We start from the raw sequence: 18,170 nt of genomic DNA on the forward strand, positions 1-18,170 counted from the left end.
ATTTTGCCCAAGGGAATCGACAGCACTTTCCTAACAATAAAAAAAGAGAGGATTATCCTCTCTTCAAGATATGACTTTTAGTTATCTGTTAGCACCATTAACCGCCATTTGGGAAAATAAGAGAGCATTGCTTTGGACGAACTGCAGTTGGACATGAGAATGGTAAATCTGCTCTTGGTTCGCAGAAAGTTGCTAAGAATTCAACAGTAACTGGGAATGTAGACTGGATACTTTGACAAACAGATACAGTAATTGTTAACGCTGAAAACGTAATTGTACCCTCTCCAGCTGTAAGTGTTCCAGTTGTACACACGAAGCAATCTAAATCTGTAAATAAAATTTCTACATCTGTTCCTTTTGGTGCACATAATGTAACTTGCTCACAGCGTGAAACTGGGATATCTGTGCTTGTGAAAACAGTACCCGTTGGTAAAGTAACAACGATTGTAAGAATAAAATTCTTTTGAATGTTTAAATGTTGAAGACATACTGTTGATCCATCAATGGAGAATTGGCGATTCTCACGGTTCAAGATAACAATTGGATTTGTAGCTGCTGGAATTACTCTACATGTAACTGTTGCCCCCGTCAAAACTGTTGTTGGTGTTACGCCTGGGAAAGTAATTGGTCCAGTAGGAGAAATATCAAATGACATTTCTTTTACAATCCAGTCAAATACCTTATCGACATTTATACAAATTAATTCTCGATCGTGGGATAGCATATTTTCTTGCATCCTTTTGACACCTCCATAAATTTTTATCTTTCGTTTGTAGCATATGTATTCTAGCTAAAAGTGCATGGGCTAATTAATAGTTCTACATGATATTTATTAAAAGTCACAAATATCAGCGTGTATCATTTTCACTTACAAAAACCTCCTCTTAAAGAGGAACTAAAATGTTGAAAAGAACCGGTATATTTGTAACAGAATAACAATATTTTTAATAAAATATTAAAGGACTGAAAGGGGTGACATGCAATGGAAGATTCTAAATTGCACTCTACTCAAGAAATTGAAACATTAAAACAGAAAATCGACAGTTATAGAGAAACGTTAACTTCATTAAAAATGGGGTCGTCAATTGAAGATTTCCTATTTATGAAAAACGAGTTTGATGGACTAAAAACGCAAATCGTAAATTTGGAGGGGCTAACAGAAACATTAGATGATAGGCAAAATTCACACACCAAGGGATATGAGGACCGAATAAACATGCTTTCGACACAAATCGAATCTCTGAATCAAACCATTGAAGAAATGAATCAGGACATTTTTACGGTTATAAACAGATTACTAACGATTGAAGTTAAGGACGCTTCCACAGCTTTACCTGACATTGAAACAACTCCCAATACTACAACTAACACTTCACAAAGGCATCCTAGAATCACACAAACAGCAGATCAATCCACTATTACATCAAAACAGCCATCTTATAAATTGCTGCAGAGTTTGGCAGGAAAAGCGACAAATATGCAATTAAATGCAAACAATGGAATACCTTCTGCTCACAATGACATACAGGAAAATAAACCCGAAGAACGTCATTTTAATCAACAATATTTTCAATCGATAAATACCCATCCAAGCCAAATATATAATGGCCTTTATAGAAATACCACCGTAGAATCCACCTTCCATTTTAAAAAAGCTACTGACGCACAGGAGATTCCAGTTAGTGTTTATGATCCTAATATGGTGTCACCTGCTACAAATGAATCCGTCGATCATAATGCCTTAAACTCTTCTATTGTTAATGAACCAGTCAATGATGTTGATGTAGAAAGTGAAATAATAAATAACCCTGTCGATTATGTGGATTCTAAAAAAGTAGTTGAGCCTGACAACCATGGAATTTCTCAAAAGGTTAATGAATCCGTCGACCATGATCACGTAAATGCTGAAAGAGTGAATGAACCTGGCAAGGATATACACGCTGAAATGCTTAATGAACCTGGCTATTCTCTTAATTCTTCTACTAAAGCAACAGATGAACTTGAAATTTTTGAAACTAAATCAGAGGAAGGCGATGAAACTCATATACCACTTGAAGAGAAAAACAAGCAACCTGAACTTATAAAAGAGTCGACTGTAGAGGAAAATAAAAAAGAAAAGAATTCATTTTTCAATTTCTTTAAAAAATGGAGTTAATTAAAAGTTGTGATGTGTAAGCCATAAAATTGAATTCCACATTAAATTTTTAAAACCGTCCGATATGTACAAAAGTACATATTGGACTTTTTGTGCTTGTTTAAAGAACTAACTAACTGACAGGAGCCTTCTTGAATAATACTTTTTTCAAATATAGAAGCCGCGATGTAGATAATTGCCCTTACCCCCCAGCCTTAGATGAATAGAATAATGAGGAAAGGGGGTGTAAAAATGTGTACAAATAATTTTATGAACAATGGTGGTTGTGGTTGCTCATCTAGTTGTAATTGTAATAACCAGTGTAGTTCACTTGGGCCGTTTGTAGCGATTGATGCTGCATGTATTGTTCCACCACCTCTAGTGAATACTGGCTCAATCATTCCTTTCTCTTCTGGTGTCACACCTGTTCTTTTAGTATCATTAGCTACAGGCTTAATTAACACACCTGTTTTAATCGGATTCGGCTCTGCTGTTCCTGGTGTTACAATTTTAGGAAATACTATTGATTTATCAGGTGTTGTAACAGAAGCTTTTTCTGTTCCCCGACCAGGTAATATTACAGCTATTTCTGCTTCATTTACTGCAACAGTTGCTCTTGCCGTGTTTGCTGGCACAACAACAGTAACTGCAACAGTCTACCGTGCTCCTGCTGGAAGTACTCTATTCACAGCTACAGGTGCAACTGTAAACTTAGCACCATCCTTTGTTGCTCCAATAGTTATAGGTCAAACAGCATTCGCTTCGACAAACGTCGCACCAGTTCCGGTAGTAACAGGAGACCGTTTATTAATGGTTTTCTCAATGATTACTTCTGGTGTTACACTTGTTCAAACATTAACTGGAACTGCAAGCGCAGGTATTACTATTGCATAACAACTAGTTCGACCATACTACGAAATATGTGATACACATAACTAATCTTTTAACTATAATCTTGTATTTAACAACAAAAAAGTAGGCGACTTCTTCTCAAGAAATCGCCTATTTCGTATTCCATAAACATTCTATTTCGCTAAAGCATGTTGAATATGGGCAAGATGGTGCTTTCCATGCCATGCATATAATGCAATCGCTTTTTCAAGTGTCGTCAACCCTGAATCTGGATGGTTAAATGCTCGTTGTAATTGTACTTCTGTTAAACTTGTCAGTAAATAAACCCAACGCTCATGCAAACTTTCAATCATTTTATAGGAAGTCGCTACCGGCATTTCAGAATCTGGTAGTTGTGCCCAATCTTCTTCATTGTAGGGCTTAATCGTCGGTGTATCTTCAGTTAAAGCTAACTTAAAGCGAATATAGCTATTCATATGGCTATCCGCAATATGATGGACCAGCTGTGATACAGTCCAGCCATTGTCACGGTAGGATTTCGCTAATGATTGTTCACTTGCACCACTCAGTGTTTCAGCAAGTTGCCTTGGCAAAAGGCGGATGTCCTCTATCCATCCCCTTACTTGCTGTGTTGTAGTGACTTCTGGAAATCGAAATTGTCCAATTGGATATTGTAAATCGATCATTTAGCTCTCCTCCATTTCTATTTTCTTATTCAATATACTACCAATTTATAAGAATTCTTGCCAAAGGCTTTTATTGCCTTGACGAATATTTATTAAATCTAATGTGCCACATTTACTCATTGATTTCATAAACCAACGTATCGAATAATTTTTCATTCACATAAAGCAATATGGCCCATTCACCTGGCTCAGGGATTATTACTCCCGAAGGCGTATGCGCATCTGCACCATTATTTGGACCGCCTAGCCCTATTGTCCAACCATCCACTAAAATTGGCTGTACAGTTGAGGACTCTTTATGAAATCCGACAATCGTTAACTTCGTATCACGGATATTTTCAATGCCCCATAGATGCCACATCCATTTATAGGTCGTTAATCCACCACCAATGACACCAGATTTATTTTCATTTCCGATGATGCCCCTATCGCCAAATTCAACAGCCTTATTATGCCAATTGATAGTTTCAACATCACTTAGTTGCACAAAATCAGGGATATCCTCTGGTAAAACGATCGTTCCTTCATTTTTCACACAACCTACAACAACTAACAAGATACCGCATAAAATAAGGAATCGCCTCATTGCATCACTCCCCATCCCTAGTCATGATTATTTCTTTATGAAACGATTTATTTAAGGATATTGTTACAAAGTATTTTTATTTTAGAGTGTGGGAAGTCACCACACAATTAGCTGAATTATAGAGTCTATCCTCGCATACAATTTTCCTTAAATCTGCATTTATTTAGACTTTTGTTATTTTTAATTGTTTTAAAACTGTACGAATTAAAGCTTGTAAGGGATGTGAAATTATTGTTGCCGTTTCTTTTTCAAATTGCTGGACGGCTTCTACCATCGATAGTTGTGCCACAGATAGTGGCTGCTGCTGTTCACTCCCTGTTTCATGGAGAAATTGTAAGATTGCCTTATTATATGCATCCTTCTTCCCCTGCATAATTAATTCAAACGTATCATCGATTACTTTTGCTTCAACATTTATTGCCTTTTCATGCTGCTTGGCAAACTGCTGAAGCCGTTTCATCGTGCCCTCTACAGTCGCGGGATTTGTAAAAAGTATCGTTTGACGATGCTCGTCCTCACAAATGGTTTCAAAATAAGGCTCATCAATTTTAATAATAGGGATTGATAATGATAACTGTTCATCCTTCATTAGCGCAATGTAATTCGTACATGTTATTAAAATACCATCAACATCGCAACCCGCTATCCACTCCAATTGCTCTTTGACCTTAAGAGACAATCCTTCAGCACCTTGGTTCACACATTGCATAAGCCCTGGGTCAACAAAATGTACAAGTTCCACCTCTTCAAAGTTGCTAAAGGCCTGCTCTATGTAGTCAATATTCGAATGATGGGCATGCAAACAGCCTAATCTTTTCTTCAAGTTATATCCCCCTCCTCGGAAAGAACCTTTACCATTGTCACGACGGGAATGGCGATGCCGTTACGATTTTTCACAACTTCTTCTTTTGTAATAACATAGCCTAGTGAATGATATAGCTCAATATTTCGTGGTACACTCATCCGTACTTTACACTCACTTATACTTTTTCTTTGTGAACGTCCATACTTTTCCAGCCCGACGATTAATGCCTTTGCTAATCCAAGTCCCTGTTTTTCTGGTATAACAGACAGTCTAAAGAAATAAATCCCTGTATTATTCACTGTAAATAATCGCACCATCGCAACTGCCTGCTCCTTTATATAGCCAATAAATGCTCTCTCTCCACATTTTAGCGCCTGTTCAATAGAAGCTACCGTTTCATTTAATGCACTTGAAGGCGGTATTGCATGTTCATACTCTTTAAACGCCTGTAACATCACCTCATGAATAATCGGAGCATCCTTTACTTCTGCTAGTACTATCTCCATTATTTTCACACACCCCTCCGTGACTGAATATTCAATTTTATGTATATTTAAACATAAATAAACCGCATTATCAATAGATAGTGCGGTCACTCTTTTTAATTTTTGTTCACAAAACGTATGGCTCTACTCATGACAGTCGGGACAATCGATGCATGATTTTCATCTAATGCTTCATAAAAATCAATATCCAACCTATTCTTTAAATCACTGAAAATTTGTTGAGCATCATCTACCATAAAGGTCTCCAGCTCTCCTACTCCGATAAATAATTTTTCATTTACTACCGCTTGCTCTTTCATAAACAAAGCCGCGTTCGCTAATAATTCATGATTATTCCACCAAATCGATGGGCTGATCGCTATATAACGCTGGAAACTTGAATGCTCATAAAATAATTGCCACAGTACATAATAGCCCGCTAATGAATGGCCGAACAGTGTTTGTTGTTGTCCATCTACCTGGAATTCCGCCTGAATACTCGGCTTTAATTCCTCTTCTAGAAATCTAGTAAAGTCCTGTGCTCCACCATGCTTGTCATAGCCCTTCCCTTTAAATCTTGCTGGGTAGACATATGCTGCTTCATGTGCAGTAAAGTCATAAAAACGTCGTTCATGCATATCTTCGCCATGTCCAATTCCGACAACAATCGCTGGTATCACGCCCGTCTTTGCTGCATTGCGACTTTGCAAACGTACCGCTTCTTTTACTAACTGAAAATAGGATGAACCATCTAACACATAATAGATAGGGAAGCCCTCATCTGGTACCGGCCCCTGAGGCACAAAAACATTCACTGTATACGTATAATCTGTGAACTTCGAACTAATTTGATGGCTCGAATAATCAGGTGTTTCCTCTAATTTTTCAATGCTCATTTGTTTGCTCCTTCAAAATATCGTAACCATAGCACACAGGTGTTTTCGTTGCTGGATCTTCCATGATACGTGCATTAATATGAAAGACCTTACGCATGACATCCGCACATAAAATTTCATTAGGTGTACCCATCTCGATGACAACACCCTGACGCATGGCTATTAAATGATCTGAGTATCGAGCGGCATGATTGATGTCATGCAAAACCATTATAATTGTACAACCATGCTGTTCGTTCAGGTTTTTTACAATGTCTAGCACCTCTAATTGATGGGCCATATCTAAATAGGTCGTTGGCTCGTCTAATAACAAAATACTTGTTTCTTGTGCTAATGCCATAGCTAACCACACACGTTGGCGTTGGCCACCTGAAAGCTGGGCCAGCTCACGATTACGGAAATCAAGCGTATTTGTGACAGATAGCGACCACTCAATCATTTCTTCATCTTTCTTCGTTAAGCGATTGACATTGTTGCGATGTGGATAACGGCCATAGGCAACAAGTTCCTCCACTTTTAACTGTCCAGGCGCAACAGGCGTTTGCGATAAAATAGCAAGCTTTTTGGCTATATCCTTTGACGATAAATTTTGCATATTTTGCTCCTGTAAATAGACAGTCCCCTGCTGTTTCTTTAATATCCGTCCAATTGTTTTCAATAGCGTTGATTTACCGCAACCATTCGGCCCAATGATTGTTGTTACTTTTCCTTCTTCAATCGATAAATTTAAGCCTTCAAACACACGAACCTGCTCATAGCCAGACGATAAATTTTCCATACGAAATGCAGTTTGCATTGCTATTTCCTCCTATGCCTTTGATTTCACTAATAAATATAAGAAATACGGAATACCTATAATGGATACGACAATGCCAACCGCTAATTCAGATGGTGCAAATACCGTTTTTCCGATAAAGTCTGCGATAACAAGCAAACATGCGCCAATCAGTGCACTTGCTGGCATTACATAACGATGCTGAATACCGACCAGCTGTTTCGCTATATGCGGAGCCATTAAACCGATAAAGCCAATACTACCTGATACGGACACACACGCACTCACTAAGCCGACACTCGCTAATAACAGTTTGATTTTCTCTTTTTCTACCGCAATGCCTAAGCTGGTGATACTATCTTCTTCAAGTTGAAAATAATCCAGTAAATACGACTTTCTATAGACATAAAAACCTAGTATTATCAGCCACGGCAGCATAGCGGTAACAAAAATCCAGTTAGCATTATAAATCGAGCCAGCCATCCAAACAGCGGCAGATTCATAATCCTGCGCATTCATTTTCAATGATAAAAACAACGTCAATGCCCCAAAGCCACTGTTAATGGCAATACCTGTTAAAATTAGTCGTTGCATATCTAAGTGACCATTTTTAAGTGCAAATGAAAAAATAAGTGCAGCTGCCATCGCACCTCCTACAAAGCCGAACATAGGCATCATTAAAATTGATAACCAGCTACTCATATCCGCTGTAACAATATTCAGTTGGAAGAAAAACATGAATATGACAACGGCTGCACCAGCCCCAGCATTAATCCCTAAAATCCCAGGATCCGCTAAGCCATTACGAGTAATGCCTTGTAACACTACCCCTGCCATCCCTAGCCCAACACCAACCAGTGCTGCAATAACAATACGAGGTAAGCGGAATTCAAAAATAACTAAATCAAATTTAGGGTTCGGTTCAATACGTAGCAATGTTTTCACTACATCGATGACAGACATATCAAAGACACCATTTGTAATATGTAGATAACTAGCACCTAATATAAATAAAATTAGTAAAGAGATTGTTAATACAAATACACGTGAGGTATTTTTACGCATGTTTTTCACCGCCGTGCTTACGAATTAAATATAAGAAGAATGGAACACCAACTATTGCTGTTAATATCCCGATTGGCGTTTCCATTGGGTAATTAACATAACGACTGAGTACATCACAGAGCGCCAAGAAAAATGCACCTATTGCTGCTGCACAAGGAATTATAAAGCGGTAATCTACACCGACAAGGAAACGTGTAATATGGGGTATTACTAGCCCTACAAAGGCTATTTTTCCGACAAGTGCCACCGCCGTCCCTGTTAAGCACACAACAGCTAACATGCTAATAATTTTTACTACTTTCGTTTTTTGTCCGAGACCTAAGGCAATATCTTCACCTAATGAAGTTATGGTGATAGCTCTTGCTGATAATAAAGCAAGAACTAAACCGACTAATCCAAATGGAATGGCTAGTAGAAGCATATCAATGTCTACGGTATGTACCTTTGTGTTATACCAAACACTTACTGTTTGCGACACTTGGAAATACATTGCAATTGCTGTAGCAATACTGCTCAAGAATGTACCAATTACCGTTCCTATAATGGCAAGCCTTACGGGTGATAGCCCATTTCGAATGAGGGAGCCAAAACCAAACACTATACCTGCACCTAATGCCGAACCAAGCATAGAAAGTAAAATCATTTGATAATTTGGGAGTCCTGGAAAAAATACGATTGCTAACGTGATCACAAATGCAGAACCATCATTAACGCCCATCAATGAGGGGGACGCCAGATAATTCCGTGTAATACCTTGCATAACAGCGCCAGCTACTGCCAAAAATGCGCCCACTAGTAATACCGCGGCAATCCGAGGAATACGTCCTGTACGAATAATCTGGTGATCGACATTCGAAGGGTCAAAAGCTATAATCGCCTGCCACACCGTTAATGCACTAATATCTTTTGTACCATACATAATAGAAATTAATGCCACAATCGTAATCAGGAATGGGGTAGCTGCTAATATAGCAAATGACACAATATTTGTTTTTTTCAACTTCCACACCTTTTTCTATTTGAACTCTATCTTACAAAAGGCTGATAATAGCCCGGTGACACCACCAAATCTACTACCAGCCTATTTAAACTATTTAAGTAATTTTTCCGCTGCAACATCTAAAAATTTAACGTTAGACCAGGTAGTACCACCTTGCGCTAATGGCTCAATCGCATTAACAAAAATTTCATCGTTTTGAGATGCCTTTAAGCTTGCAAAAATGGGGTTCTTTTGTAGCTCTTCTAACGCTTTTGGTGCATCTGTATTTTCAGATTGCTCAAATTGTAAGAAGATAGCATCTGGATTTACCTCCGCTAATGTTTCAAGCGAAAGTTCAGCCTGGGCTTTTGCTGTGTTTACAATCTCTGGTACTGGCGCCCCTAAATCTTCATATAGTATTGGGTTTAAGTACACTCCTGCAGGGTAGATATACATCACGCCGCCACGTACACGAATGATTAACACTGATTTTTCTGCTAATTGCTCTTTCGATTTCACTTGTGAATCAGCCACTTTTGCTTCATAGTCTGCAATAATTTTTTCTGCCTCAGTCTCTTTACCAGCAAGCTGTGCAAGTACTGTTAAGTTTTCCTTCCAGTTTATTGAAATATGTGAATAAGGAATCATTGTTTGGATTTTTTTCAGCTTTTCAGCCGTTTCTTCAGGGAATTTTGATGTTCCAATAATCACGTCTGGATCAAGTGCTAAAATTGCCTCTGCATTCGGCTCCATTTTGGTACCTATAAGTTTAGCATCTGCAAAATCTGTAGCAAGGTATGATGGGACTTGCCCAGCAATTTCAAGCACACCGACAGGTTTAATGCCAAGCATTGCTGCGTCCTCCATTGACTCTAAGCTCGCTGCTACAATGTTATTGACCTTAGCTGGTAATTCATATGTCTCACCGAGATATGTAATTTTCTGAGTTGCAGCCTGTTCTTGAGCTTCTGTAGTACTTGATTCTACCGCTGAGTTCGTTGCAGGTGTAGTCTCTTCTGCTTTTTCTGAACCACATGCTGCAAGTGATAAAGCTAAAAGTGCAGGTGCACACATTTTGAAATATTTATTCATATTTATTCTCTCCTAATCATTTCAGTATCTATATTGATAATGATAATCATTTTCAATTAAAAGTCAATAGTATTTACATATTTAATTGATATTCATTATCATTTATGGATGCTATTTTAACAAAGAGAAAAACAGCTGTGAATGGACATATTTATTTATCACATGGATTTTTGCCTATTTTAATTAAAATAAGAGCTGTTTCTCTTATACAAGAAACAACTCACTTATACATATATAGCTTCCTCATTCATCATCTTTCGATATATTGTCGGGGACATACCCGTACATTTTTTAAATACCCGACTAAAGTAAAAACAATCTACATAGCCTACACATTCTGCTATTTCCGCGATTGTACTATCGCAAGATCGCAATAATTCCTTTGCTCTTCTTATACGATACTCCGTTAAATAGCTACTTGGATTCATACCTGTATGCTGTTCAAATAAATCAGCAAATCGACGACGCTCCACACCAAATTCCTCCGCTATCTTCGTTATCGAAAGTTGTTTAGCATGGTTTTTGTGTATGTATTGTAAAACCTGTTCCATCTTTTCACTAGCTGTATCTAAAACCTTCAATTTTGCCGAAACAAGAATAGCTTCCACTAGATTCATAAATAACGTCTTTGTTTTGAATGTTGCCATACTACCTAGCATTGAATAGCTTTCTATAAGTTGCTGTACGAAACTAATAATCTTTGTATTATCCCCAGTATTTATTAAGAAATGCTGTTGAGTAAGCGGGAAAAGTGCTCTTACCTCTGGCGTAACATAATAATGGATGACCGCGTACTCCCATATTTTTTCACCAATCACGTTAATTTCTATTGGCATTTGAGGACCCGCGTGTACCACCATTCCAGGCTCCATCGTATAAGTAGTGCCATTGAAACTAAAATTAGCACATCCAGCGAGGGGGACGACTAATCCACACTTTCCAGGAGCTGTTGTTCGACCCACATCCTGGCTCCCTGGTTCCATTTTATTTGTAAAAACATCTAAAAAAGTTACAGATGCATGCGCATAGTAATCAATTATCTGGTTAACCGTTATTTCCATTCCATTTACTTTCACTTTAGCACCTTCTCAATCTGTAAAAAATGATGCAAATCATGTTCCACCAAGCCTGAAAAATAACGAAAAAGTGTAAGTTCAGAATCACCAATATGAAAGCTTTGCTGCCATTGTTCATCTGTTAGATGATGAAGCGCATCTATAAGTTGACGTCTACCATTCAAAAACTTCCCTATCGTTTCTTCCTTACTTTGTAAGCGACTACTATTTGCAGCATTTGCGTTCATTTCCTGTATATTCGGTGCCTTTGGCAGGCTGTCCTCTGTAAATAGAAACGGAATACGTTTACTTACCACAAATTCATCCCATGGGATAAGATGTCCAATAACCTCTGCAACCGACCATTTTCCAACTTCTATTGGTGTTCGCCACTGTTCTTCTGTTACATTCGCCAAGCTCCCCACCCATGTCATCGATTTTTCGTATTGTGCGAGTATTTGCTTTTTATCTTGGTTCAAACGCTTTTGCACCTCCACTTCAGTCAAAGATCTTTAACTGCGGCCAGATCGATTTCCACTGTTTATTGTGTATCCTTTGTTTATAGATCTCATACATTCGCTCATCTTTTTGAAAGTATGGTGTAGGAGAGACAATTCCAGCGACTAAATGATTGATTCCATAAGGCGCAGTAATTTCGAGTAAATCATTATTTAACCTTATGCCAATAGCTGTTGGTGTTTCTGGAAAATGCGCAATGCCATCTGTAGAAGATTGATATGGTTTACTATTATTTATCAAATGCATCCTTGCTTGATTTTTCACAGACCAGGGCTCATTTGGTAAACATTTTCGCAATTGTTGTTCATATTGTTTTTCAATCGTCTCAGAGACTGTCCATGGATCAAAATAAATAACATCAATATCGGCTATTGGTGTTCTACTGTTATATTCATGAAGAGTATCCCACACTTTAGAACGCACAAACCCTGCACATACCCAACAATCAGGTAATTGTAACTTCTGCACTGTTTTTAAAATCTCCATCATCCAGATATCTGTCTTGATTAGTTTTTCTAAGTCACCCTCTGTTTTTAAGCGTCCCATACCATCAAACCTTTCAGCTAGAAAAGTAACTATATACTTTATTGCCTTACACTGATACTCTGTTATTTTCCATTCGCAATATTTCCTCGCTAACTGCTTAAATGTTCATGAATTAACTTCCACTCATTATTCACTATAGTAAAAATATTTGTTGCTCTTCCGCTACCAGATATAAATTTCCCATTATAATAACCTTCGTAGTGGTATGTATATATACAGGTAGCAGCAGTTTCATCAACTGTAAGCCATTGAACATTCGTAACACTATAAACTTCATCTTTTATTAGATCCCATGCATGATTGAAATAAGCGCCAATTTCTTCGATAGTTGTGCAGGTTTTATCAGTAAACCAATAAACGGCTTCAGGATGTACTATTTCTTTTACGTTATTGAAATCATGTGAATTCGTTGCTTCAATATAGCGTTCCAGAGCTTTTTTAAATGACTTAAGCATCTCTCCTAATAAAAATAGTGGAATATTCATGTATTAATGTAACGGAAAAAATTTATTTAGTAACTTAAAAGTAAACACAATGTGATTGAAAAATATGGATTATCTCGTTTTTTGGCAATTGTTTTATTATATTCATTACTTGTAACTAAAAGAAAGAACTTTAGTATCGAAAACCATGTCGGCTGACTTATTCGCATTCCAATAAACGAAAAACCTCTGCTAATCTGCACCCCAATTATTCCTCAAAGGGCTATTGTAAATTCGGCATGAATTTGATCAAAAAGTTTTTGAAACAAGGAATAAGACAGTGGAAATAGGAGTTGCCTGGCACTAAACCTTGAACTTTTATTATACAATCTGTAATGAGGAATGTAATTTGTATCAAAGGGGTTTTTCGCTTGCTTAATTGCATGTATAAGTTCAGGAACACTTATGTATTATAGAAAAGCAGATATAAAAAGGAGGATACCGATGCTAGCTACTATTCAAAAACAACAAAATAGCTATATCGTAAAATTTAACCGTCTACTGCCACATCCAGTTAATGCTGTTTGGGGCTTATTAACAGAAAATGGAAATCTGCAAAAATGGATGAGCAATTTAGAAATCATTGATCTACGGAAAAACGGCAAGTTCCATTTTAATATGAATGATGGAACAGATGCTTACAAGGAAATAACAATTACCGACTATGCTGAGAAGGAAATACTAGAAATTGATTGGGGCACAGATACAGTAAGATTTGAACTCTCCTCCACTAGCAGCGGTTCCCTATTAGTATTACTTGAATCAATTGGTGAGCTAACTGAGCACACACCTAAAGATTTGGCTGGCTGGCATATATGCTTAGACCTGCTTTCGGACTTATTAAATGGAACTGTACATGAAGAATTTCCAATGGAAGAATGGAAAAAATGGTTTACAGAGTATAAGCAGCTTGTGGGTGACGTTGAAAAAATTTAAGCATATTACGAAAAATACTCCTAGAGCAGAGATCATGCTCTAGGTCCTCGTTTTGCCGAAGTGCCATATTTTATTTAATATGACATCTTAGTTTCATTGACACAGTAGTTTTTATTAATGGTGAAAAGCTGTAGCAATGGCAAGTGCCTCCATTGGCTCCTTGATGGAATCAAGTGTATAGACCCGCTTGCCGTCCTGCCAGACAATTAAATTTCCAGATTTATAAACATCTAGATGCGCAAAACCGTTTTGGTTTGGAATTGGAAGCGTATGTGTTTCTAAAAACTGTACTGCCTGCTTAGCAAGCTTCACACCTGCTTCCGGATTGTCTGTTCTTGTATGTGTCGCTAATGCCCATCTTCCCTCATTCCAGCCGGTCCATAAAGAGCCAGCACCTGCATCCTGATAGCCTTTCATATTAAATCCAAGATCAACTTGCTGCCCACCATTTTGACTGTATTCCTCAAAGGCAATTTGCTCATTTGCTTGTGCTACGCTGTCATATTGCGTTACCAGCAGTTTTGCAATAACAGTCGCCTCGGTTGAATTTTTGAGTTTTATATCATTGATTGGCATATACGTTTCGCTTTCGAAAAATACAATTTCCACCTGTTTCTCTTTGACCTTTGTTGTTGCCGTTAAAAAGGTACCTTCTGTTACAGGAAGCTCTTTTGGCAAGACAACTGCTAAATCAGTCTCTAGCTGTTCCTTTACATTTTTAAGAGCCTCTGCCTGCGTGATAGTAGATACCGTTTCTTCAGGTTTTGTTTCAAAGGTACCATGCGAATTGTCATTTGGCTGATTTACTTGTTGTTGGTTATTCGGTGTTTTTGTATTGTCATCATTGTCCGTACATGCGCTTACTATGCTTGCACTAAGTAATAATAACGTAAAAAACAATCTCTTCGTCATGTTAGACACCCCCTCTTAATTAGAGTTTAGCTTATATATTTTTTCCCTATCCCATGATCTCTTAAACGTTAATTTGAGAGCTCATTTATATGTTTTGTAAGCGCGTTAAACTTTCGATCAAGCATCGCATAATCCTTTAAAATAAGAACGTTCTTTTCCTCTAAAATATAGGCCATTAGTTTACACTTCACTCGTTCCCCCATACTCATATTACCAATTGGTGCCGTCCAATGCGCAGGTGTAAACCCACCGTATCATTTTACATATTCTGTGGCTATTACTGTTATATTTTCCGTATTCTTTTATCCATATAAAAAGGCTGTGTATTTTATCTATACACAGCTCTTGAAGTTTTTTATTTTATCTAAAGCACTCAAATGATCGAATATTATTTCTTATGATGGTACGGAATTGCCAGCCATATCTTCTACTCCAGCGAAACCCTGCAACAAATTCTCTACCAACAGCAGTTGGGAAAAACCAAAAGCTTCTTCCACTATTCATCCATATATACGTAAATGTAAATAAGCAAGAACGTATACCACTAGAGCCTACCCGCCAAGCTGGAATTGGTGGTGAAAATCCAGGTGGTGAACCCATTGGCATTTGTCCCGCTGGCGGTGGTCCAAAATTTGGCGGTCCAAACTGTGATGATTCGAAATAATCAGCGCCATTCCAGCCCGGACGTCTGAAATTATCCCCAATTTGATTATTCGGATTGAAATACAATACAAACCCCTCCCTTTACATATTTCACTATATGTAAAAGGCGAAAGACCGTTTGAGCAATAGCCTACTCCTCCCTGACCTAGAATGCTGTATAATCAAAGTCAAATTTACTTAAAAAGGAGATCTAATGCGTAAAATATACATAATTATTTTAACTGTCTTATTCTTAACTATCGGGTTACTGTTAAACAACAATGCCAAACAACTACCAAATACATCCACAACGATTAAGGAGAAACTAGCAGCCGTAGAAGACTATAAATATTATTTGGACAAAGGAAATAAAACAATTGGCAAAGAGATGCAGAAAATGGATCTGGTTATAGTCGAACCAATTGAAATGCAACAGCCATATATCGAAGCTGCTCAAGAACATGGAACATTAATTTTTGGTTATATTAATGCAATGGAAGCAGATACATGGAACGAGACACTTTATAACCAATTACAAGAAATCGATTTTTACACAGATGAATATGGCGAGAAGATGTATTTTGCTGAGTGGGATTCTTACTTAATGGATATGACTTCCTCGCACTATCAGAATCTTTTACTAGAAGAGATTCAAAAGCAAATTGTTGATAAAGGCTTAGATGGGGTATTTTTAGATACTGTCGGCAATATAGATTCCTTTTTGCCTCCCAAAGAACAAGTGCAACAAAATGAAGCGATGCTAACCTTCATCAAAAAAATCAAACAACAATTTAATGGCTTGTCGATTGCCCAAAACTGGGGCTTTCAAACACTAGCAGATTACACAGCACCCTATATCGACTTTGTCATGTGGGAAAATTTTTCATACAAAGTAGTCGGAGAGGATGACTGGTCGCTGGAAAAGATGAAGCAATTAATACAACTACGAGAAAAGTTCGGTACACAAGTCATGACTATCGGATTTAACGATGAAACGCAGAGTCGTGCCTTAGCAGAAAAGCATCATTTTAAATTCTTTTATAACCCTGCAGGCTCTTATTACAATAGTTGGCAATAACAAATAAGTTTTCATAATCCCCCGCTCATAAACTGTGAACGTTTTTTGATGTAAATTACGAGCAAATATAATTGCCTATACTTAGAACTAATTGTTACGTTTAGATTGTTTAATGAAAAATCTCATGGGTAAACTAATAAAGTGCAACTTCAATAGTGGGGGTTCTTCATCCCCACTGATTGTTAGTTGAAGCAATCGAGCTTTTACGGTCAGTTGATCGCCCTCCTCCTCGTGTACTCGTTGTCATCTTTCAACTGGAGGCGGGCAGCTTACTGACCGTTAATGCGGGTAAAATGTTCCTACATGAGGTGAATCCATTGACCATTTCTAATATCAATGCAGAAAAAAATCTTAAACATGAAAATCGTTATGACTATGGGCAACGTAATCTATGGACAGGCTTATTATTTGGTCTTGGCGTAGTGGCATTTATAGACGAGGTAATCTTCCATCAATTATTGCATTGGCATCATTTTTATGATAAATCCACCGCTAATATTGGATTAGTGTCAGATGGCTTATTTCATGCCTTTAGTTTTTTTGCTACAATCGGGTCTGCTTTTTTACTTGCGGATCTCCATCGAAAACATGGATTTTGGGTGAAGCGATGGTTAAGCGGAATATTCATAGGGGCAGGCGCTTTTCAACTATATGATGGTATTATTCAGCATAAACTAATGAATTTTCATCAGATTCGCTATAATGTCAACATTCTTCCATATGATGTAGTTTGGAATGTACTAGCTGCTATTCTGATTTTAATTGGCATTGTCTTACTTTTACAAACAAATAATTCAGCAAAACAATAAGGAGGTTCTTTGTCCATTGCATGTACATGATCATCACTCACAAAGTATCTCTATCATTGTTCAGCTTATGTTAGCCGTGCCATTTGTTATCTCACTATTTATATATATTTTTGCCGTATTTCTTTCAAATCGGCATAAGAAACGCTGGCCTTTGTACCGCACCTTTTTTTGGGTTCTTGGACATGTATGCGCCATTGTAACATTAATTGGCCCATTTGCTGAGCATACTCATACTAGTTTTTCAGCTCATATGATTGGGCATCTATTATTAGGTATGCTTGCTCCTCTTGTAATTGCTCTAGCAGCACCTATGACCCTACTATTAAGATCAATTCCCGTGAACATGGCTCGTACCCTCTCACTTTTACTTCGAAGAAAATCTTTTCACGTTCTTCGCAACCCTGTTTTTGCATCTATTCTAAATGTCGGTGGATTATGGTTGCTCTATACGACACCACTTTTTACAATGATGCACGAAAGCACATTTTTATTTATTTTTATTCACATTCATATTTTTTTAGCAGGTTATTTGTTTACGATTGCATTTATTTATATAGATCCAACTCCGCACCAATCATCCTTTATTTATCGCTCTATTATTTTATTATTAGCGTTAGCAGCTCATTCCATTTTATCTAAACGTATTTATGCTTATCCGCCTAGCAATGTTTCTATCGAACAGGCAGAACTAGGTGCAATGATTATGTATTACGGTGGAGATGCCATCGAAATTGGGTTTGTTTTTTTGCTTTTTTACCAATGGTTTAAAAGTAGTCGCAAACCTCTTCACCCGAAGGCTGTTGCACCTAGATAAAACAAATCCCTTCAGGCATTAC

Annotated in this window: 23 protein-coding genes; 6 read left to right on the forward strand and 17 right to left on the reverse strand. The window is 37.5% G+C overall.

Features of this window, described 5'->3' with window-relative positions:
- Positions 1-97: 97 nt before the first annotated feature.
- Complete coding sequence (locus ACQKII_RS08375; RefSeq protein WP_427458239.1) at positions 98-736, reverse strand: hypothetical protein; 639 nt, start codon at positions 734-736, stop codon at positions 98-100.
- A 246-nt stretch (positions 737-982) separates the two neighbouring features.
- Between ACQKII_RS08375 and ACQKII_RS08380 the strand changes: the two genes are divergently transcribed.
- Both ACQKII_RS08380 and ACQKII_RS08385 read left to right on the forward strand, forming a co-directional pair.
- A complete protein-coding gene (locus tag ACQKII_RS08380) occupies positions 983-2,155 on the forward strand; it encodes a hypothetical protein (RefSeq protein ID WP_427458241.1) in 1,173 nt (390 codons plus the stop codon).
- Positions 2,156-2,386: 231 nt separating this feature from the next.
- Entirely contained in the window at positions 2,387-3,028 is a 642-nt protein-coding gene (locus tag ACQKII_RS08385) for an exosporium glycoprotein BclB-related protein (protein ID WP_427458243.1), read from the forward strand.
- 131 nt (positions 3,029-3,159) lie between these two features.
- On the opposite strand, the gene ACQKII_RS08390 is transcribed toward ACQKII_RS08385, so the two are convergent.
- The 13 genes from ACQKII_RS08390 to ACQKII_RS08450 all read right to left on the reverse strand — a co-directional run bounded on the left by ACQKII_RS08390 (position 3,160) and on the right by ACQKII_RS08450 (position 12,930).
- Complete coding sequence (locus ACQKII_RS08390; RefSeq protein WP_427458245.1) at positions 3,160-3,672, reverse strand: YfiT family bacillithiol transferase; 513 nt, start codon at positions 3,670-3,672, stop codon at positions 3,160-3,162.
- A gap of 112 nt (positions 3,673-3,784) precedes the next feature.
- Positions 3,785-4,258: a hypothetical protein gene (locus ACQKII_RS08395; RefSeq protein WP_427458247.1), complete on the reverse strand. Its 474-nt coding sequence runs from the start codon at positions 4,256-4,258 to the stop codon at positions 3,785-3,787.
- A gap of 163 nt (positions 4,259-4,421) precedes the next feature.
- Positions 4,422-5,081 (reverse strand): hypothetical protein, encoded by a 660-nt coding sequence (locus ACQKII_RS08400; RefSeq protein WP_427458249.1) that lies wholly within the window; start codon positions 5,079-5,081, stop codon positions 4,422-4,424.
- Positions 5,078-5,569: a GNAT family N-acetyltransferase gene (locus ACQKII_RS08405; protein WP_427458251.1), complete on the reverse strand. Its 492-nt coding sequence runs from the start codon at positions 5,567-5,569 to the stop codon at positions 5,078-5,080. Before ACQKII_RS08405 ends, ACQKII_RS08400 begins: the two co-directional genes overlap by 4 nt.
- A gap of 95 nt (positions 5,570-5,664) precedes the next feature.
- Positions 5,665-6,444, reverse strand: a complete 780-nt coding sequence (locus ACQKII_RS08410; RefSeq protein WP_427458253.1) for an alpha/beta hydrolase — start codon at positions 6,442-6,444, stop codon at positions 5,665-5,667.
- On the reverse strand, positions 6,434-7,240 hold the full coding sequence (locus ACQKII_RS08415; protein ID WP_427458255.1) for an ABC transporter ATP-binding protein: 807 nt from the start codon (positions 7,238-7,240) through the stop codon (positions 6,434-6,436). The genes ACQKII_RS08410 and ACQKII_RS08415 overlap by 11 nt, the downstream gene beginning before the upstream one ends.
- A gap of 12 nt (positions 7,241-7,252) precedes the next feature.
- The gene (locus ACQKII_RS08420; protein WP_427458257.1) at positions 7,253-8,284 is read right to left on the reverse strand and encodes a FecCD family ABC transporter permease; all 1,032 of its coding nucleotides are present in this window, start codon (positions 8,282-8,284) and stop codon (positions 7,253-7,255) included.
- Positions 8,277-9,284, reverse strand: coding sequence for a FecCD family ABC transporter permease (locus tag ACQKII_RS08425; RefSeq protein ID WP_427458259.1), 1,008 nt, complete (start codon positions 9,282-9,284; stop codon positions 8,277-8,279). Before ACQKII_RS08425 ends, ACQKII_RS08420 begins: the two co-directional genes overlap by 8 nt.
- Before the next feature lie 90 nt (positions 9,285-9,374).
- The gene (locus tag ACQKII_RS08430; RefSeq protein ID WP_427458261.1) at positions 9,375-10,355 is read right to left on the reverse strand and encodes an ABC transporter substrate-binding protein; all 981 of its coding nucleotides are present in this window, start codon (positions 10,353-10,355) and stop codon (positions 9,375-9,377) included.
- 224 nt (positions 10,356-10,579) lie between these two features.
- Positions 10,580-11,431, reverse strand: coding sequence for a helix-turn-helix domain-containing protein (locus tag ACQKII_RS08435; RefSeq protein ID WP_427458263.1), 852 nt, complete (start codon positions 11,429-11,431; stop codon positions 10,580-10,582).
- Positions 11,428-11,889 (reverse strand): DinB family protein, encoded by a 462-nt coding sequence (locus ACQKII_RS08440; RefSeq protein WP_427458265.1) that lies wholly within the window; start codon positions 11,887-11,889, stop codon positions 11,428-11,430. The genes ACQKII_RS08435 and ACQKII_RS08440 overlap by 4 nt, the downstream gene beginning before the upstream one ends.
- Positions 11,890-11,908: 19 nt before the next feature.
- A complete protein-coding gene (locus ACQKII_RS08445; RefSeq protein WP_427458267.1) occupies positions 11,909-12,475 on the reverse strand; it encodes a nucleotidyltransferase family protein in 567 nt (188 codons plus the stop codon).
- A gap of 89 nt (positions 12,476-12,564) precedes the next feature.
- Positions 12,565-12,930: a YybH family protein gene (locus ACQKII_RS08450; protein WP_427458269.1), complete on the reverse strand. Its 366-nt coding sequence runs from the start codon at positions 12,928-12,930 to the stop codon at positions 12,565-12,567.
- A gap of 471 nt (positions 12,931-13,401) precedes the next feature.
- Between ACQKII_RS08450 and ACQKII_RS08455 the strand changes: the two genes are divergently transcribed.
- Positions 13,402-13,893 carry an SRPBCC domain-containing protein gene (locus ACQKII_RS08455; protein WP_427458271.1) on the forward strand — a complete coding sequence of 164 codons (492 nt, stop codon included), beginning with the start codon at positions 13,402-13,404 and terminating at the stop codon, positions 13,891-13,893.
- Between the two features lie 114 nt (positions 13,894-14,007).
- Here the strand turns inward: ACQKII_RS08455 and ACQKII_RS08460 are convergent, their stop codons facing one another.
- The 3 genes from ACQKII_RS08460 to ACQKII_RS08470 all read right to left on the reverse strand — a co-directional run bounded on the left by ACQKII_RS08460 (position 14,008) and on the right by ACQKII_RS08470 (position 15,534).
- Positions 14,008-14,805, reverse strand: a complete 798-nt coding sequence (locus ACQKII_RS08460) for a hypothetical protein (protein WP_427458273.1) — start codon at positions 14,803-14,805, stop codon at positions 14,008-14,010.
- 68 nt (positions 14,806-14,873) lie between these two features.
- Positions 14,874-14,996, reverse strand: a complete 123-nt coding sequence (locus ACQKII_RS08465; RefSeq protein ID WP_427458275.1) for a hypothetical protein — start codon at positions 14,994-14,996, stop codon at positions 14,874-14,876.
- Positions 14,997-15,165: 169 nt separating this feature from the next.
- Entirely contained in the window at positions 15,166-15,534 is a 369-nt protein-coding gene (locus ACQKII_RS08470; protein ID WP_427458277.1) for a hypothetical protein, read from the reverse strand.
- A gap of 127 nt (positions 15,535-15,661) precedes the next feature.
- Here ACQKII_RS08470 and ACQKII_RS08475 point away from each other — a divergent pair, with 127 nt between their 5' ends.
- The 3 genes from ACQKII_RS08475 (at position 15,662) to ACQKII_RS08485 (ending at position 18,148) form a co-directional block, all read left to right on the forward strand.
- Entirely contained in the window at positions 15,662-16,525 is an 864-nt protein-coding gene (locus ACQKII_RS08475) for an endo alpha-1,4 polygalactosaminidase (RefSeq protein ID WP_427458279.1), read from the forward strand.
- 293 nt (positions 16,526-16,818) lie between these two features.
- Positions 16,819-17,334, forward strand: a complete 516-nt coding sequence (locus ACQKII_RS08480) for a DUF2243 domain-containing protein (protein ID WP_427458368.1) — start codon at positions 16,819-16,821, stop codon at positions 17,332-17,334.
- 16 nt (positions 17,335-17,350) lie between these two features.
- The gene (locus ACQKII_RS08485; RefSeq protein WP_427458281.1) at positions 17,351-18,148 is read left to right on the forward strand and encodes a cytochrome c oxidase assembly protein; all 798 of its coding nucleotides are present in this window, start codon (positions 17,351-17,353) and stop codon (positions 18,146-18,148) included.
- Positions 18,149-18,170 lie beyond the last annotated feature (22 nt).

The organism is Lysinibacillus sp. NPDC048646, from assembly GCF_050272295.1.
GTDB lineage: Bacteria > Bacillota > Bacilli > Bacillales_A > Planococcaceae > Lysinibacillus.

Coding starts and splice junctions, on each gene's coding strand:
- ACQKII_RS08375 (WP_427458239.1), bottom strand. CDS start 736: ATGCAAGAAAATATGCTATCCCACGATCGAGAATTAATTTGTATAAAT.
- ACQKII_RS08380 (WP_427458241.1), top strand. CDS start 983: ATGGAAGATTCTAAATTGCACTCTACTCAAGAAATTGAAACATTAAAA.
- ACQKII_RS08385 (WP_427458243.1), top strand. CDS start 2,387: ATGTGTACAAATAATTTTATGAACAATGGTGGTTGTGGTTGCTCATCT.
- ACQKII_RS08390 (WP_427458245.1), bottom strand. CDS start 3,672: ATGATCGATTTACAATATCCAATTGGACAATTTCGATTTCCAGAAGTC.
- ACQKII_RS08395 (WP_427458247.1), bottom strand. CDS start 4,258: ATGAGGCGATTCCTTATTTTATGCGGTATCTTGTTAGTTGTTGTAGGT.
- ACQKII_RS08405 (WP_427458251.1), bottom strand. CDS start 5,569: ATGGAGATAGTACTAGCAGAAGTAAAGGATGCTCCGATTATTCATGAG.
- ACQKII_RS08410 (WP_427458253.1), bottom strand. CDS start 6,444: ATGAGCATTGAAAAATTAGAGGAAACACCTGATTATTCGAGCCATCAA.
- ACQKII_RS08415 (WP_427458255.1), bottom strand. CDS start 7,240: ATGCAAACTGCATTTCGTATGGAAAATTTATCGTCTGGCTATGAGCAG.
- ACQKII_RS08420 (WP_427458257.1), bottom strand. CDS start 8,284: ATGCGTAAAAATACCTCACGTGTATTTGTATTAACAATCTCTTTACTA.
- ACQKII_RS08430 (WP_427458261.1), bottom strand. CDS start 10,355: ATGAATAAATATTTCAAAATGTGTGCACCTGCACTTTTAGCTTTATCA.
- ACQKII_RS08445 (WP_427458267.1), bottom strand. CDS start 12,475: ATGGGACGCTTAAAAACAGAGGGTGACTTAGAAAAACTAATCAAGACA.
- ACQKII_RS08450 (WP_427458269.1), bottom strand. CDS start 12,930: ATGCTTAAGTCATTTAAAAAAGCTCTGGAACGCTATATTGAAGCAACG.
- ACQKII_RS08455 (WP_427458271.1), top strand. CDS start 13,402: ATGCTAGCTACTATTCAAAAACAACAAAATAGCTATATCGTAAAATTT.
- ACQKII_RS08460 (WP_427458273.1), bottom strand. CDS start 14,805: ATGACGAAGAGATTGTTTTTTACGTTATTATTACTTAGTGCAAGCATA.
- ACQKII_RS08475 (WP_427458279.1), top strand. CDS start 15,662: ATGCGTAAAATATACATAATTATTTTAACTGTCTTATTCTTAACTATC.
- ACQKII_RS08480 (WP_427458368.1), top strand. CDS start 16,819: ATGTTCCTACATGAGGTGAATCCATTGACCATTTCTAATATCAATGCA.